Raw genomic sequence first — 15,874 nt, 5'->3', positions numbered from 1 at the left:
CACCGGCCACCCACCACCGGCCACCCACCACCGGCCACCCACTCACCTCACCGTTTTCCGCCGGTTACGGATATAATCTTCAAAAATGTATTCCCCCAGCCCTTGCAGCGAACTGTAGAATGCCTTGCCGCCATTGGTTTCGGTGAATTGGCGGACAAATTGCTGCAGGTACGGATCACGGGCAATCATGAACGTGGTGATCGGAATGTTAAGGCGTTTGCACTGGGCAGCCATGTTCAAGGTTTTGTTGACCACCTTGCGGTCCAGGCCCACACTGTTTTTATAATAGCGCCCGTTTTCCTTCAGGCAGGTTGGTTTGCCGTCGGTAATCATGAAAATCTGCTTATTATGCGTTTTCCGCCGACGGAGCAGGTCGGTAGCCAGCTCCAGTCCGGCCAACGTATTGGTGTGGTAAGGCCCCACCTGAAGGTAGGGTAGGTCTTTCAATGTGATGGGCCATGCATCGTTGCCAAATACCACGATGTCAAGCGTATCTTTCGGATAACGCGTGCGGATGAGTTCGGCCAGTGCCATGGCCACTTTCTTGGCCGGCGTGATGCGGTCTTCTCCGTAGAGAATCATGCTATGGGAAATATCTATCATGAGCACGGTTGACGTCAGCGTCTTGTAGTCGCGCTCCTCCACTTCCAAGTCGCGCTCCGTAAGCACGAAGTTGCCGATGCCATGGTTCACCTGCGCATTGTGCAGGGAAGCGGTCATATCTATCTGATCAAGGCTGTCGCCATACTGATATTCACGACGGTCGGCATTTTTCTCCTCACCCAAACCGGAGATGTTGCTGTTATGGTTTCCGCGGCCGCTTTTGCGCAGTTTGCCGAAAATCTCCTCCAGGGCCGATTGCCGGATGGATTGCTCGCTTTTGGCGGTAATCTTGAACGAGCCCGGACCGGCATCATCGGTCAGATAACCCTTGTCTTTTAAATCCTGGATAAAGTCGCCGATGCCATAATCGTCTGACGTCAGATTATACTGCTTGTCCAGCTCATTGAGCCAGGCCAGCGCCTCCATGGCATCGCCCGCGGTGTATTGCAGCAATTGCATGAACAGCTTCAGCAACTCATCAAAGCCTCCTTTGGGTAGCGCTTGGGGGATATATGGTGAAAAATGATAGCCACGCATAATCGTAAAACGAAGGTAATGCTTTTTATAACGACCCTGTTAACCCGTTTTTGTTTTTTTACATACGTTCAACTTTATCGTTTGTTGCCTGTTAAGTGGGTGTAATTTGTATCTTTACAAAAAGTAGTTTCACCGGTTATGAAGCCTGTCTGGAAATGGATTATAGCGGCTGTCATCGGTATCCTGATGATATTAGCCGCCGGGGCCTGGTACCTGAGCAAGCACTGGAAGCCAATTGTGGAGGCGCAACTTAAAGAAGCCGTCATCCACGCTACGGATAGCCTCTATCACATCGAATATGACGATCTGAATTTCAATTTGGTAACGGGCAATGCATCCATTGCGCAGCTACGGCTTATTCCCGACACCCAGGTTTATGCGCGGCGCGAACAGCAACAACGTGCTCCCGATAATACCTACGCCATCCATATCGCGAACTTGGCAATTAAAGGGTTTTACCCCCGGCGCATCGTCCGTGAGCGCAGGTTGACCATTGATGACATCATCGTAGACACACCGGCCATCCACATCGTGAACACCCCACACGCGTATAACGATACCGCAACGGTGAAGCACGATGATCGTACGCTCTACCAACGCATCGCCCATCTGCTGCGGGAAATCAGCGTAAAGAACATGAATGTAGCGGGCATCCAGTTTAAATTCACCAAGCGGACCGATTCGGCCACACGGAATACGGAATTGAAGGATCTGAACATCAACGTGCGTGACCTGTTGATAGATTCGGTTTCTCAGTTCGATACCAGCCGGTTTTTCCATACGCGCGCCATTGATGTGGATATGCCGGGGCTCCGGTATGAAACGCCCGATAGTTTTTATTACGTGAGCTTCGATCGCCTGCAGGTGGCCACGTTATACAAGCAGGTGACCCTTACCGGATTCCGGTATGCGCCCCGCATGAGCAAAGCGGAATTCTATAAGCGCAAAAAGGTGGCTGCAGATATGGCAGTCATCGCCTTTCCGAGCATACGTCTGGAAGATATCGACCTGCATCGGCTGGTAGACAGCCAGAAGCTCCACGCGGGCAGCCTCCATATCGATAGCGGTACGGTAGCAATATCGAACGACCTGCGGTATCCCAAACGAAGAACAAACAAAATCGGTAAATCACCCCATCAATTGCTCCTGCAACTGAAGCAACCGGTTACGATAGACTCGGTGGTGCTGAACGACGTAGCAATCAGCTACGCTGAGGTGAGCCGGAAATACAAACGGGAAGGACGGATAACCTTTGACCGCTCGCACGGTGTATTCCGGAATGTTACCAACGAACCGGCGGTCTTGCGGAAAAACGGCGAACTGGTGGCCGATCTGACAACGTATGTGATGAACACCGGCAAACTGCATGTGGTGTTTGCTTTTGACATGCTGGATAAGCAGGGAGCGTTTACCTATAAAGGGACGCTTGGCCCCATGGATGGCCGGCCGCTGAACCGCATCATCACGCCGCTACTGCACGCCGAGGTGGGCAGCGCCAATATCAAGGGCCTTAGCTTTGACATCAAGGCCGACGACCGCCGGGCGCAGGGGCGGCTGCGCTTTGATTACAGCAACATGCGGCTTAGGCTGCTGCAGCCGGAAGACGTGGATAAAAAATCGTCTATGCGGGTGGCATCATTTCTGGCTAATAGCTTCATCATCAACGACAGCAACCCCGATGCCAATGGCAAGTACCACACGGGGCGGATTAACTACCGCCGCGACCCGACGTTTTCGTTTTTCAAGATGGTATGGCAGAGCCTGCTCCAGGGAATCAAAGAAACGGCAGGGGTGAGCCCGGAGCGGGAACGGCGGCTGCTCCATGCGGCTGAAGAGGCAAAGAAAGCATCGGAGAAAACACAGCGCTTTTTCAACCGTATTTTCCGTAAGCGTGAAGACAACCCCTAAAGAGCCAGTTTCAGCATCACAGGGCAATGATCGGAATGGATGGCATCAGGCATGACAGATGCCTGGGCAATATAGGGGGCCAACGGACGGCTAACCATGTTGTAATCGATGCGCCAGCCGAGGTTGCGTGCGCGGGCATTGGCGCGGAATGTCCACCACGTATAGTGGTGGGGGTTGGGATTGAGGTGCCGGAACGAATCAATGTAACCCGTGGTGATGAAGTTTTCCATCCATTCCCGTTCGGCAGGCAGAAATCCCGATGAATTGGCATTGGCAATGGGGTTGTGGATATCAATAGCGCGGTGGCAGATGTTATAGTCGCCGCACACCACGAGGTTGGGCAGTGTTTCCCGGAGTTTATCACTATATTCCTGGAAATCGGCCAGGAACCGGTATTTGAAGGCTTGGCGCACCTCGCCTGTGGTGCCGGAAGGGAAATAGGTGCTGATAACCGACAAATTGTCGAAATCGGCCCGGATGATGCGGCCTTCCCGATCGTAGTCTTCATGCCCGCAACCGTATTCGACGCGCTTAGGGCTAATCCGGGTAAGGATGGCTGTGCCGCTGTATCCTTTCTTTTCTGCAGGGTACCAATAATGTTCGTATCCCAATTGCTCGATTTGCAGCAGCTCTGCCAGCTGATCTGGGGTTGCTTTGATTTCCTGCAGACAGACTACATCAGCATCGGTGGCTTCAAGCCAGGAAAGCCACCCCTTCCGCATCGCTGCACGAATGCCATTGACGTTATACGTGATGATCTTCATGGGTGGTTGTGAGCCGATATCAGTATTTGGGTTTAAACAAATCGATGAACTTGGTAAAGATTCCGGTACGGGGTTCGAGGCCTGCCTGTTGCCGTTCCAGGTTGATTGCTTCGCGGCGGGTGAGCAGTTCCATGGTCATGCGCTGGTCTTCGATGGGGCGATCAAATGGATCGGTGGCTACGGATGCGATGCTGTCGATGACATCGATACCTGAAATCACTTCCCCGAAAACGGTATAGTTTTGATCCAGGTGCGGCGTGCCGCCAAGTGTCCTGTACACTTCCCGTTGATGCGGCGGTATTTTGCGTCCGCCGAGACGCAGCTGTTCCAAGCTGTCCAATCCGCGGTCGGTAAACGTTCGTCCCTGCACCAAGTAAAATTGCGAACCGCTTGAGGCTTTCTCCGGATTGTTATCGCGTGCGGCGGCGATGACCCCTTTCTTGTGGAAAAGGCTGTCCCGGAATTCGGCGGGAATGGTATAGCCCGGCCCCCCTTCGCCCAGCCGCTGTTTTTCAGCAGCATACCGCGAATTGGGATCGCCTCCTTGAATCATGAAGTTGCGGATGACCCGGTGGAATAGGAGATTATCGTAAAACCCTTCGCGGACCAGTTTGGCGAAGTTGTCGCGGTGCAGGGGTGTCTCGTCATACAGCTTCACCAGACACTCGCCCTTGGGGGTGATGAGGCGGACGTATTTGTGCGGCGGTGCGGCGTGCAGTACGGCACAGCACAGGGAGAGGATGGCCAATACGATGGATTTCTTCAAAAAGTTAGCTTGCATGCGCTTCGAAATAATCGATGATAAGTGATTTAATAATGAGTTCCTGCTCCAGTAGCGTGTAATTGGGTATGGGCTTAACGCGGCGCCAATGCGGCCAGCCGTCTTGGTCGAGCCCTTCGAGTTCATAAAAGCCCATGGCGCTGAACAGCCGGCAGGTGGCGATATGCATCAGCTCTTCTTTTTGCCGCTTGCTGAATTTCATGGGGCCTTTGCCCAGTTCTTGTACGCCGATCAAAAAAAGCATCACTTTAATGTCTGGGCGTTCCATCTCAAACCGTGCGGCGGTGTCTGCCTGCAGCGCTGCCCATTTCTTATTGATTAGGGATGCATTCATCACTGCAAAGATACGGATTTTTTGATGGATGGGGAGTCCTCGCACGGGTGAAACACGGCTGGATCCGGGGCGCTTCGCTACCGTCTCCTAGGCCGTGTTTCACCCGTGCGAGGAACGGTGGGGCGTTGAACCGGGGGCGCTTCGCTACCGTCTCCTAGGCCGTGTTTCACCCGTGCGAGGAACGGCGGGTCGTTGAATCGGGGGCGCTTCGCTGCCGTCTCCTAGGCCGTGTTTCACCCGTGCGAGGAACGGCGGGTCGTTGAACCGGGGGCGCTTCGCTGCCGTCTTTTAGGCCGTGTTTCACCCGTGCGAGGAACTCAGAACGTGAGTTGCTGTGACAGCGGGCATACATAATGGGGAAGTGTTTCTACACTATGGGGAGCGGCATACGATTCGGCGTTTGAAAACCTGACGTAAGTCTTGCTGTTCAATCATGGAATAGAAATCAGTAATGATCTTGATTTTCAGCACAATAAATGGATTGATGCGATGGGATAGGTCCGTCGCCGCCGTTGTAGCGGTATATTGGCACGATGTTGTTATTAGGATAGTCACCTGCCTCTTACTAAGGGGCCTTAAATAAGGACGGTAAATTACTTAATATAGTATGAACTGTTTGTTTTAGTATCTGGAAAAGGCGTCGCTTCGGTGGCGCTTTTTTTATTTGGTGCGTTTCAGCAGTTCAATCCACTCCTGACACCGGGCTTCCACCATCTGGAATACGGATTCAAACAAGTCGTCCTCATAGTAGGGGTCCGGCACTTCGCGATCATCCAGGAACAACCGTATCCGTGCCCGTTGGGCCGGAGTATCGGCCATGGCCAGCAAATTGCGGAGGTTGGAGCGATCCATGGCGAAGATGTGATCAAAGCTGTTCAGGTGATGTGGTTGTAGCTGTTGAGCACGTTGGCCGCTGATATCGATTCCGTGCCGCCTGGCCACGGCAATGGCCCGGTGGTCGGGCGGGGCGCCGACATGCCAGCCGCCCGTACCCGCTGAATCGATATGCCAACCCAAGCCTTGTTGTTCTACCAGATGCTGCATCACACCGTGCGCCAATGGCGAGCGGCAGATGTTTCCTAAGCAAACCATGAGTATCTTCATATGGTGATTAAAATTGTAACGTAAATGTGCTGCCTTTCCCCTCTTCACTATGGACCAGGATGTTGCCGCCATGCAACAGCATAATTTGCTTACTGAGCGTTAATCCGACGCCACTTCCCGTTTTACGGGTTGTAAAAAAGGGTATGAAAATGCTTTCCAGTAAATCTGCGGGAATGCCTTTCCCGTTGTCGCTTACCTGAATTTTTGGTCGCCCACCGTCAATGGACGCCGACAGCCGGATATAGGGCGCGGGAACTTCCTTGACCGCTTCAATGGCATTGAGCAGCAGATTGATAAGTACCTGTTCAATGAGGCTTACGTCGAGTTCAAGCTGTAACTGCGTGTCTTTCAATATAATGTCTAGCTCAATGTTTTTCTGGAGAAGCGAGGGCTCCATGAGTTGGTAAAGGTTCTCAAACAGATCAGCCGCGTATACAGTGCTGCGGTTGGGGCGTTCAATTTTATTGAGCGAGCGGTAGGTGCCTGCAAATTTATCGAGCAACACAAGGTCCAATGGTTCCCGGCCCAGGATGGCCGGCAGTTGTTCTGGATTGCGCTCGGTGATGATTTCGCCTACCCGGTGCTTGAGCAACAAGCGTACCGCCGTCAGTACGTCAGGGTCGTCATCTACGACAAGTATGCGGGAATGCTTCATAGCCATTGATTCAAAGTGAAACGTAAAACTACGACTCTAAGCGCCTGCTTCAAAAAAATACAAAAATAATTTTGAATATCACGGAACTGCGCTATATTTGTAGTCCCAAAAGCAAGGGAGCTTAGCTCAGCTGGTTCAGAGCATCTGCCTTACAAGCAGAGGGTCACTGGTTCGAATCCAGTAGCTCCCACAGTCAAAAAGCCGCTTTCGTCACAGGAAAGTGGCTTTTTTAGTGGTATAGCGCCAAGCAAATTCTCCCTTCTTTTACCGTCGGAACTTGTGGAACAGGCCGAACCGATACGGATCGAGCAGTCCTCCTTTCAAGACATTTGTGCTCCCGCATTATTCCAAACACGCAGCAATTTGCTGATAAAGCAGTTTTCCGTCGCTCGGGGGCCGCATGCGTGTGCCAACCACTTTTCCGTGTTTGATCAATACGTAGCGGGGAATGGTCAGCGTTCCTTCGTTCCCGAACAGGCGCCGTATATCCTTCATCAGCTCCGGACCGGCACGCAGGTGATACCCTTCAAGGCCATAGTACTTGATCATGTCTTTCCAGCGCTGGTCATCCAGGTCGCGGTCAATGGAAATATACATGGGGATGATCCCCTGGTCATCCAGGAACCGGCGGAGTTCCCCATTATAGGCAAACTCTTCCTTGCACGGGCTGCACCAGGTAGCCCAGAGGTCGAGGAAAACGGTCTTATCGGGGAGCAAGTAAAAACCTCAATAAAGGCAAATTTACGAAAGTAATGTCGGTTTACACACGATATCGCGGTACGCCGCTGCTTGACTGACCTGCTTCCAAATTGTTGCTTTCGGTAAGCTTGACGGGGATGGATATTTTCATTTGCTTTTTTTGATCCTGCGGAAGGATATGGGTCTCGCTATGGTAAAGGTATTTCTTTCAGCGGGTTGCCGCCATCGATAAACAACTTACCTTTTTTGGTGAGCGCCTTTGCGATTTTTGCCAATGCCCGGGCTTCGATTTCGGGATGCCGGCCGTCCAACGCGCCGACGCGTATGGCAAATGCCAGGTCAAACGGGGCTTCATCGGCCTGGAGTTCGAAATTCTCCACGGCAACATGCCGGAAGGCCAGCCGTCCGGATGCCGTTTCTGCTTGGGAACCTGCGATGGCCTGCTGGATAGCCTTGGCGGAGCGGTCGATGGCTAAAATATATCCTGTACCGATGCGTTTGGACACCTCGCGGGCCGCTGCTCCCGGGCCGCAGCCGATCTCCAGGATTCGGATACCGTCAAATAAGGGGAGTGCGTCTACAATCTCGGCAAGCCTTTTTGATAACTTTTTATCCATAACAGTCCTTTGGGCAATTCGAAACACGGTTAATCGTAAAATTTCCACGCGATACCTACGCGGAGATTGGCATTCTGCATCGGATACCGGCGTACCGTGTAATAGCCGGGTGGCCATACGTGCTGATTGATGAAATTATAGCTCAAAAAGAGATTAACGCGTTTGATGGTGGCGGTGGTCCATACATCGACGATGGGATACGTAGAAAACTCAATGCCCGCATTATCATTGTAAAACTGGCCTATATTAATGGCGTAGGAGGGGGTACGGAACGGTGTATTGAAGCGTACATCAAAACCGATGTTGAAATCGACGACCTTGTAAAGCAGGTCGTTGTAGTAAACGCTGTGCCAGGTGTATAGTTCCGGAATGGCAAGGATATGGTTGTAATCCGACCGCTGGTATACGCCATAGTTGTCAAAATGGAATCCCCCGAGTGCAAAATTCTGGCTTACGGAAAGCTTCAGCAAGTTGATGTCGTTACTCCACTGTACAGGTTCAATAACGCGGAGCAGGCGCGGGTCAGCGTTGGGGTTGTCTACCTCCCTAAAATAAAGATGGTTGGAGATCAGGAAGTATTCGGCTTTGCCTGAAAACCCGAGGACCGGATTTTCATAGGTAAATGACAGGTTCGTTGTTTTGGTTTTGTCAAAGTTACGTTCCCACTGGTGGTACGTATAGTTTACCCGCTGGAATAACTGTTCTGGCGATTTGTTTTGGGTGTAGGCGCCTAATACCACACGCCCCACGGCATTGCTTAACAAAATCGCCGCCTGCGCTTCGTATAGGTAGTCGCCGAAATTGTTGCCTTGTACAATCTGGTTGAAATCGCCGGTGATGCGCACGCGGTCACTGAAGCGGTAGCCGACACCGGCTTTAAGGGTATTGTTTTGAAGGAAGGTTTCGTAACCCCGGTCGCGGTACCAATGCATGTCATGCTGGTATCCGAGGTCGAGCTTGACCTCATTTTTGATAAAGCCGACGGAATTGCCCCGAAGGTAAAAGCTGTAACCGAAATCGTTGGTGATGGTGGTGACCTCAGTAGTATCCGTTGTATGCACGCTTTCGCCGAAAGGGAAGGCGTTGTAGATATCTTCTTCGTTCTTGAAGAACTGGAAATTGCGTTTCCGGTAGCTGAAGCTATGGGACATCCGGTTGGTGGGCAGCAGCTGCTGCTCGGGTTGGTCGGCGTTGATGGTATCTATGCGGCCTATGAAAAGGCTTTGCCTGAGGAATACGCTGTTGTCGCGCCACGTGTTCCGTGGCCGGTCGTCGCGCATGCCGCGTAGGCGCACAGGCTCTGAATCGCTGCCTTGCCGCTCGTCGAAGCGGAACAGCGTGTCGTTGAGCACGGCGCCGTTTTCACCGGAAATCAATCGGTTAAATACGGCATTGGTCAGCAGATTATAGCGGTGATTCGGCGATTCATACCAAGCAAAGACGGCTGACTTCAGATCGTTATACCGCTGGTTGATATAGTAACCGTCGGCCCGGGCCGCATGGAATTCGCCGCCGATATTAAGTTGTGGAGTGACATTTTGGGTGACTTTAGCGCGGATGATCTGGTCGTCAAAAAAGAACCCCACGTTATATAACTCCGAAAACGGCGCACGGGCCCGATAATACTTGATGGAATCGGGCTGGTAAATATACCGTTCCAAACTGTGAAATCCGGTTTGGAACCCAATGGTCTTATTGGGGGTGAAAAGCAGGTCGCGCGTGGCCAGTCCATAGCTGCCCAGGTGGATGCTGGGGTTACGGGGTTGTTGCTGAGGGTTGTAATATTGGAAGTTTTTATGCAGCGTGTCAATCTGGTAAGTGAATGTGCCTTGTTTCATCATGGCCAAGGTGGTATACCGCACATACCTCGCCGAATAGATTACCGTGTCTTTCTTGTTGTCTTCTGCCGCCCTTGCCGAATCCAAGGCGCTGCTGAATTCTTCTTCCTGCGCGTGCAGCGCCGGTAAGCACGAGAGACAGCCTAAGAAAAGCAGCAAGATGCGCAGCATGGTATTCATTGCTGCAAAGCTACCAATTCTTTCAATATTAATGTCATCTTCGGTTCCGCCGTGGCGGCCACTTCGACAATTTCGGCAAGAGACACGGGCTGGAGATCGGCATGGAACCCTTCGTCAGTAACCACCGAGACGGCAAAGACGGGCAGTCCCATATGGTTGGCCGCAATGACCTCCGGTACGGTGCTCATGCCCACGATATCGCCGCCGATAATCCGCATGTACCGGTACTCTGCCTTCGTCTCCAGGTTCGGTCCGGGGGTAGCTACATATACGGCCCGATGGGCGGTAATGCCTTCGCGCTGGGCAATGGCCAGCGCTTCGCGGATCAGCACGGCATCATAAGGCTGGCTCATATCCGGGAAACGTGGACCGAGCCGGATATCATTAGGACCCCGCAGGGGATTGTCTGGTAAAAGGTTGATGTGATCCTCGATGATGGCCAGGTCGCCCTTCCGGATCGCAGGGTTGAGTGACCCCGAAGCGTTCGATACAAACAGTTTTTGTATGCCCAGGGCTTTCATGACCCGCACGGGGAAGGTAATCTGCTGCATGCTATATCCTTCGTAATGATGGAGACGTCCCTGCATGGCAACCACGCGGCGCCCGTTAAGGGTACCGAAGACGAGTTTTCCGGTATGGAATTCGACGGTGGAAATGGGAAAGTTAGGGATGTTGGCATACATCAGTTGCCGTGATATGGCGATTTCTTCGGCCAACCCGCCCAGTCCGGTGCCTAAAATTATGCCAAATTCAGGAGTGAAATCACCAATACGGTGTTTGATGAACGCTACGGTTTCTTCGATTAGATGATACATGGCGGTGACTTATGGGTCAAACATCCGTTTTTTTGCTCAAAATTGCAACGGTTCTCGTGCTGCGGTGCGGATAAGCTATGCACGCGTATCGTTACCGTGGTAGATGCTGAGGTAACTCTCATAGCGGCTGGGGGCGATGTCGCCTTCTTCCAAAGCGGCCAGTACCGCACAGCCGGGTTCATTAATGTGGCGGCAATCGTTGAAGCGGCACTCGTGCATCAATGCACGCATTTCAGGGAAGAAGTGGCTCAACTCATGGGATTCGATATCGATGACACCCAGTTCACGGATGCCCGGGGTGTCAATAAGCTGGCCGCCGAAGGGTAGCCGGATCATTTCGGCAAACGTGGTGGTATGCCTGCCCTTGTCAGACCAGTCTGAAATATCGGCAGTGCGCAATGCCGCGCCGGGGTGAAGCGCATTGATAAGGGTGGATTTTCCCACGCCCGAATGACCGGAAATTAACGTGGTTTTGTCTTTGAATAACCCTTTAACGGTTTCGATATTGGTACCCCGAAGTGCGGACACCTCATAGCAGGGGTACCCGATGTTGGTGTAAATAGATTCATATTCACGCAAAATCTGCAGACCCTCGTCGCTGAACAGATCCAGCTTGTTGAATAACAGTCCCGCGGGAATATCGTAGGCTTCGGCGGTGACGAGAAAACGGTCAATAAAACCCAGCGAGGTGAACGGCGAGGCTAACGTGACGACCAGGAATGCCTGATCAAGGTTGGCTGCGATGATCTGGGCCTGCCGCGAAAGGTTTACCGATTTGCGGATGATGTAATTGCGGCGTTCGTGCAGGTGGGTGATGATGGCTGTCTCTTGTTCGGGTTCGGGACTGATATCCACCCAGTCGCCCACGGCAATGGGGTTAGTGGTTTTGATGGCTTTGGTGCGGAATTTTCCCTTGATGCGACAGTTATACCGGAGGCCATCGTCGCCGAGCACCTCGTACCAGCTCCCTGTTGATTTGGTGACCAAGCCTTTCATACTATCCCGTAATGCGCCGATGCGTGTATTGCCATGCCCACAAAAGTCGGAAAAAAACCACAATATCCCTTATCTTTGTGTCGGCACCAATTGACAGCGGCGTGAAAAAATTATTTTTATTGGATGGGATGGCCTTGATATACAGGGCATATTTTGCACTGAGTAAAACCCCAAGGCTTACTTCGGCAGGGTTTAATACCTCGGCAATCTTTGGGTTTATCAATACGTTGCTGGAGGTGTTGAAGAACCAGCAGCCTACCCATATTGCAGTGGTATTCGATACGATGGCCCCCACCAACCGCCACGCGGAGTTCGAACAATACAAAGCCAACAGGCAGGCAATTCCGGAAGATTTGGCGGCGGCAATCCCCTATGTGTATCAAATTGTGGAAGGGTTTAACATTCCGCTCATTACCTTGGATGGCTATGAAGCCGATGACATCATCGGTACGTTGGCCAAGCAGGCCGAACAACAGGGTTTTACCGTGTATTGCATGACTCCGGATAAAGATTTCGGGCAGTTGGTGTCGGACCGTATTTTTATCTATAAGCCCGCCCGGATGGGCAATGGAGCCGAAATACTGGGGGTAAAGGAGATATTGGCGAAATGGGAGGTGACCGACGTCAGACAGGTTATCGATATCCTTGGTCTTTGGGGTGATTCCGTAGACAATATACCGGGTATTCCGGGCATCGGGGAAAAGACCGCTAAGGAGTTGATCCAGCGCTTCGGCTCTGTTGAGAACCTATTGGCTAATGCCGATCAGCTCAAAGGCAAGCAGCGCGAAAAGGTGGAGATTTTCGGTGAGCAGGGGTTAATTTCCAAAAAGCTGGCGACCATCCAATTGGATGTACCCATTACACTGGACGAAGAACGGTTGGCGTTGCGTGAGCCGAACCCGGAAGTGTTGGAGCCCTTGTTTGCGGAATTGGAATTCCGCACCTTGGGCAAGCGGGTGTTCGGCGAGGGCTTCAATGTGTTGGAAACCAAAGCTTCCGTAGGGGCGCAGATGGATTTGTTCGGCAATGCAGTGGAAGGCGCGGAAACCCCGGTTGCAGCAACGTACGAACCTCCCCCGGTAGGCAAGCACATTCATAACACACCACATGAATACTTTTTGGCGGACACTACCGAAAAACAGCACGAATTGGCTGCATTGCTGGCAGAACAGCCGAGCTTTTGCTTTGATACGGAGACAACCGGCACGGATGCCAACACGGCCGATATGGTGGGGCTTTCTTTTGCCATAGAACCGGGAAAAGCGTGGTACGTGCCGACGCCACCGGATAGGGAGGCTTGTTTGGGGGTGCTTAGCTCATTCAAACCGGTTTTCGAAAACGAAGCCATTGAGAAAGTGGGCCAAAACACAAAGTTTGATATCCTGTTGCTGGCCCGGTACGGGATTACGGTGAAAGGTGCGCTGTTTGATACGATGCTGGCCCATTACCTCATTGACCCCGATACCCGGCACGGCATGGATTTGCTGGCCGAGAATTACCTGGGCTATACCCCGGTGCCGATTACCGACCTAATCGGGCCGAAAGGTAAGAACCAGGGAAATATGCAGGATGTTGATCTGGAAGCCATCAAGGAATATGCGGCCGAAGATGCGGATATTACCCTGCAGCTGAAGAAGGTGTTTGAGCCATTGCTGGAAAAGGCCGAGGCGGCCGACCTGGCCCGTAAAGTGGAGTTTCCGCTGGTTTATGTGCTGGCTGGCATGGAACAGACCGGAGTGAATATCGATGTGCCGGTGCTGCGGCAGCTCTCGGAAACGCTGCAACGAGACAGTGCAGCCATTGAGAAAACCATCTATGAAAAAGCGGGCGTACGGTTTAATATCGCTTCGCCCAAACAACTGGGAGAGGTGCTGTTCGAAAAGCTGAAGCTTGACCCCAAAGCCAAAAAAACAAAAACCGGACAGTATAAAACCGGAGAGGATGTTTTGCTGGCCCTGGCATCCAAGAGTGATATCGTAAAGGATATATTGGAGTTTAGGCAGTTGCAGAAGCTGAAATCGACTTATGTGGACGCATTGCCGGCATTGCTTAATCCGGTGACCGGCCGGGTGCATACTTCGTATAACCAGGCGGTAGCCGCTACGGGACGGCTCAGTTCAACCAATCCCAACTTGCAAAATATTCCTATCCGGACTGAACGGGGACGGGAAATACGGAAAGCCTTCATACCGAGGGATGATGAACATGTGATCCTTTCGGCCGACTATTCGCAGATTGAATTGCGGCTGGTAGCCCACATGAGCGGCGACGAAGGTATGCTGGAGGCTTTTTCTAAGGGGCTGGACGTGCATCGGGCTACGGCTGCAAAGGTTTATGGGGTACCCTTGGAGGCGGTGACGGCCGAACAGCGCCGGAATGCCAAGGCGGTCAACTTCGGCATTATTTACGGGCAATCGGCCTTTGGTTTATCGCAAAATCTGGGTATACCCCGTACAGAAGCCGCGCAAATCATTGACCAGTATTTTACCCAGTACCCCGGAATTAAACGATACATGAATGATACCATCAACTTCGCGAAGGAACATGGTTATGTGGAGACGCTGCTGAAACGCCGCCGCTATTTGAGGGATATCAATTCAGCCAACCAGACCGTACGTGGGTTTGCTGAGCGGAATGCCATCAATGCGCCGATTCAGGGATCGGCAGCGGATATGATTAAGGTGGCGATGATCGGTATTTACGAGGAAATCAATCAAAAACGGCTGCGTGGGAAAATGACCATGCAGGTGCACGATGAATTGGTGTTTGATGTGCCCTTGGAGGAGGTGGCGGAGTTTAGGGAGCTGGTGGAGCGGCACATGAAAAATGCCTTGACCATGGCCGTACCCATCGTGGTGGAATTGGGTGAAGGAAGGAATTGGCTGGAAGCGCACTGATGAACGTCTTGTTGTGGGCATGGTTGGTATGGACAGGGTCTCCGGCGGATGTGTCGGGCGGCCAGGATACGGCTTTGCACAGCGAGCCGGTGTATTATGAAGACGCCCCTAATGGTATGACCCGGTTTTTCTATGACGACCAGTATTACTTAGCCGACAAGCATTGCCAGTTTAAGGCCATTGAACGGGTGGGGTATTACGATTTCCGTAAACGGATGTTCATCGACGAATTTACCGACTTTAATAACCAAGGACGCGCCGTACTGCGCGGTAGCTACCGCGATGGCAAAAAGGACGGTCAGTTTAGGGCTTACCACTCCAACGGTCAGTTGAAATGGGACGTGACCTTTCAGCACGACCTGCCCCAGGGGATGTGGAAATATTATTATCCGGACGGAAAACCGTTGCTCGAGGTGGAGTTTGGCGCCGGCGGAGTGTTTATCCATAATTTTTGGGACCAGCGGGGGCGTCATCGGGTCGTTAACGGGAAAGGCCGGTACGAGTTTGAGGTGACGGCGGATGGTTATAACCCATTCGGCTATATCCGGTACAATCGTAAAGGAAGAGTAGTGGAGGGACGACCGCATGGGGCGTGGGCGATCGAGTATGTGTTTGATGGGGGGAGGAAGGAAGATGCGGGGTATGAATTTTACCAGCATGGCAAGTTCGTCAGCGGATATGACGCGTACCCGAACGAACTGTTCCACGATGCGCCGCGGTATGCGCTGGTACCAGTGGACTTTTTCAACAGGGCCGTGGAAATGAACGGTAAACCATGCACGATTGATGCGTATTCGGGGTTTACCGCTTACCTGGGCAAACATTTGGAAGACTGGTTCGGCGAACTGGAGGAAATGCCATTGCCGTCGAAAATCGAATTTACGGTTAACGTAAGTAAACATGGCGTGCCGGGGAACGTTAAAATGAAGAGCACCTTTGCGGATAAACGCTACGCCAACGCACTGTTGGAAGGCTTGAAGTGGGTGGATTTCTGGTTTCCCTCATATGCTGAGGGGGCTTACATCGATGATACGTTGACGGTAACTATGGAAGCCTTCCCCAACATCCCTGAGCGAAAGTTGCGTTTTTTTGACATCCATATCCGACGGGAAAAAGGGATTTGAGTATATTTTTATGTAAGTTTGC

The 15,874-nt window shown here is 52.1% G+C and carries 14 protein-coding genes and 1 tRNA gene; 4 read left to right on the top strand and 11 right to left on the bottom strand.

Annotated elements, in window-relative coordinates:
* Positions 1-42 precede the first annotated feature (42 nt).
* The gene (locus tag BM030_RS11230) at positions 43-1,140 is read right to left on the bottom strand and encodes a vWA domain-containing protein (protein ID WP_090973691.1); all 1,098 of its coding nucleotides are present in this window, start codon (positions 1,138-1,140) and stop codon (positions 43-45) included.
* A gap of 138 nt (positions 1,141-1,278) precedes the next feature.
* Here BM030_RS11230 and BM030_RS11225 point away from each other — a divergent pair, with 138 nt between their 5' ends.
* Positions 1,279-3,048: a hypothetical protein gene (locus BM030_RS11225; protein WP_090973690.1), complete on the top strand. Its 1,770-nt coding sequence runs from the start codon at positions 1,279-1,281 to the stop codon at positions 3,046-3,048.
* On the opposite strand, the gene BM030_RS11220 is transcribed toward BM030_RS11225, so the two are convergent.
* From BM030_RS11220 to BM030_RS11200, 5 genes are all read right to left on the bottom strand, one after another.
* The gene (locus BM030_RS11220; protein WP_090973689.1) at positions 3,045-3,812 is read right to left on the bottom strand and encodes an exodeoxyribonuclease III; all 768 of its coding nucleotides are present in this window, start codon (positions 3,810-3,812) and stop codon (positions 3,045-3,047) included. The two genes, BM030_RS11225 and BM030_RS11220, sit on opposite strands and share 4 nt — an antisense overlap.
* 19 nt (positions 3,813-3,831) lie before the next feature.
* Positions 3,832-4,593 (bottom strand): peptidylprolyl isomerase, encoded by a 762-nt coding sequence (locus tag BM030_RS11215; RefSeq protein ID WP_090973688.1) that lies wholly within the window; start codon positions 4,591-4,593, stop codon positions 3,832-3,834.
* A complete protein-coding gene (locus BM030_RS11210) occupies positions 4,583-4,927 on the bottom strand; it encodes a hypothetical protein (protein ID WP_090973687.1) in 345 nt (114 codons plus the stop codon). The genes BM030_RS11215 and BM030_RS11210 overlap by 11 nt, the downstream gene beginning before the upstream one ends.
* Positions 4,928-5,587: 660 nt before the next feature.
* A complete protein-coding gene (locus tag BM030_RS11205; RefSeq protein WP_090973686.1) occupies positions 5,588-6,031 on the bottom strand; it encodes a low molecular weight protein-tyrosine-phosphatase in 444 nt (147 codons plus the stop codon).
* 7 nt (positions 6,032-6,038) lie between these two features.
* Positions 6,039-6,686, bottom strand: coding sequence for a sensor histidine kinase (locus BM030_RS11200; protein WP_244518869.1), 648 nt, complete (start codon positions 6,684-6,686; stop codon positions 6,039-6,041).
* A 115-nt stretch (positions 6,687-6,801) separates the two neighbouring features.
* Here BM030_RS11200 and BM030_RS11195 point away from each other — a divergent pair.
* Positions 6,802-6,876: transfer RNA gene (locus tag BM030_RS11195), tRNA-Val, on the top strand.
* 152 nt (positions 6,877-7,028) lie between these two features.
* Here BM030_RS11195 and BM030_RS11190 read toward each other — a convergent pair.
* From BM030_RS11190 to rsgA, 5 genes are all read right to left on the bottom strand, one after another.
* Positions 7,029-7,403: a TlpA family protein disulfide reductase gene (locus tag BM030_RS11190; protein ID WP_090973684.1), complete on the bottom strand. Its 375-nt coding sequence runs from the start codon at positions 7,401-7,403 to the stop codon at positions 7,029-7,031.
* Between the two features lie 170 nt (positions 7,404-7,573).
* Positions 7,574-8,002 carry a class I SAM-dependent methyltransferase gene (locus tag BM030_RS11185; protein ID WP_090973683.1) on the bottom strand — a complete coding sequence of 143 codons (429 nt, stop codon included), beginning with the start codon at positions 8,000-8,002 and terminating at the stop codon, positions 7,574-7,576.
* A gap of 29 nt (positions 8,003-8,031) precedes the next feature.
* On the bottom strand, positions 8,032-10,020 hold the full coding sequence (locus BM030_RS11180; protein WP_090973682.1) for a putative porin: 1,989 nt from the start codon (positions 10,018-10,020) through the stop codon (positions 8,032-8,034).
* Complete coding sequence (locus BM030_RS11175; protein ID WP_090973681.1) at positions 10,017-10,835, bottom strand: purine-nucleoside phosphorylase; 819 nt, start codon at positions 10,833-10,835, stop codon at positions 10,017-10,019. Before BM030_RS11175 ends, BM030_RS11180 begins: the two co-directional genes overlap by 4 nt.
* 75 nt (positions 10,836-10,910) lie before the next feature.
* Positions 10,911-11,831 carry a ribosome small subunit-dependent GTPase A gene (rsgA, locus tag BM030_RS11170; RefSeq protein WP_090973680.1) on the bottom strand — a complete coding sequence of 307 codons (921 nt, stop codon included), beginning with the start codon at positions 11,829-11,831 and terminating at the stop codon, positions 10,911-10,913.
* A 101-nt stretch (positions 11,832-11,932) separates the two neighbouring features.
* Between rsgA and polA the strand changes: the two genes are divergently transcribed.
* Both polA and BM030_RS11160 read left to right on the top strand, forming a co-directional pair.
* On the top strand, positions 11,933-14,728 hold the full coding sequence (gene polA / locus BM030_RS11165) for a DNA polymerase I (protein WP_090973679.1): 2,796 nt from the start codon (positions 11,933-11,935) through the stop codon (positions 14,726-14,728).
* Entirely contained in the window at positions 14,728-15,852 is a 1,125-nt protein-coding gene (locus tag BM030_RS11160; protein ID WP_090973678.1) for a toxin-antitoxin system YwqK family antitoxin, read from the top strand. The genes polA and BM030_RS11160 overlap by 1 nt, the downstream gene beginning before the upstream one ends.
* Positions 15,853-15,874: the final 22 nt, after the last annotated feature.

The organism is Parapedobacter composti (assembly GCF_900112315.1).
Taxonomy (GTDB): Bacteria; Bacteroidota; Bacteroidia; order Sphingobacteriales; family Sphingobacteriaceae; genus Parapedobacter; species Parapedobacter composti.
Note: the sequence above shows the minus strand (reverse complement) of the source record. Positions and strands in the feature narration are given on the sequence as shown.

What these genes read in the sequence shown, in the direction of transcription:
- rsgA (WP_090973680.1), bottom strand. Translation starts at nt 11,831, where the DNA reads ATGAAAGGCTTGGTCACCAAATCAACAGGGAGCTGGTACGAGGTGCTC.
- BM030_RS11180 (WP_090973682.1), bottom strand. Translation starts at nt 10,020, where the DNA reads ATGAATACCATGCTGCGCATCTTGCTGCTTTTCTTAGGCTGTCTCTCG.
- BM030_RS11225 (WP_090973690.1), top strand. Translation starts at nt 1,279, where the DNA reads ATGAAGCCTGTCTGGAAATGGATTATAGCGGCTGTCATCGGTATCCTG.
- BM030_RS11230 (WP_090973691.1), bottom strand. Translation starts at nt 1,140, where the DNA reads ATGCGTGGCTATCATTTTTCACCATATATCCCCCAAGCGCTACCCAAA.
- BM030_RS11210 (WP_090973687.1), bottom strand. Translation starts at nt 4,927, where the DNA reads ATGAATGCATCCCTAATCAATAAGAAATGGGCAGCGCTGCAGGCAGAC.
- BM030_RS11220 (WP_090973689.1), bottom strand. Translation starts at nt 3,812, where the DNA reads ATGAAGATCATCACGTATAACGTCAATGGCATTCGTGCAGCGATGCGG.
- BM030_RS11200 (WP_244518869.1), bottom strand. Translation starts at nt 6,686, where the DNA reads ATGAAGCATTCCCGCATACTTGTCGTAGATGACGACCCTGACGTACTG.
- BM030_RS11185 (WP_090973683.1), bottom strand. Translation starts at nt 8,002, where the DNA reads ATGGATAAAAAGTTATCAAAAAGGCTTGCCGAGATTGTAGACGCACTC.
- BM030_RS11205 (WP_090973686.1), bottom strand. Translation starts at nt 6,031, where the DNA reads ATGAAGATACTCATGGTTTGCTTAGGAAACATCTGCCGCTCGCCATTG.
- BM030_RS11160 (WP_090973678.1), top strand. Translation starts at nt 14,728, where the DNA reads ATGAACGTCTTGTTGTGGGCATGGTTGGTATGGACAGGGTCTCCGGCG.
- BM030_RS11215 (WP_090973688.1), bottom strand. Translation starts at nt 4,593, where the DNA reads ATGCAAGCTAACTTTTTGAAGAAATCCATCGTATTGGCCATCCTCTCC.
- BM030_RS11175 (WP_090973681.1), bottom strand. Translation starts at nt 10,835, where the DNA reads ATGTATCATCTAATCGAAGAAACCGTAGCGTTCATCAAACACCGTATT.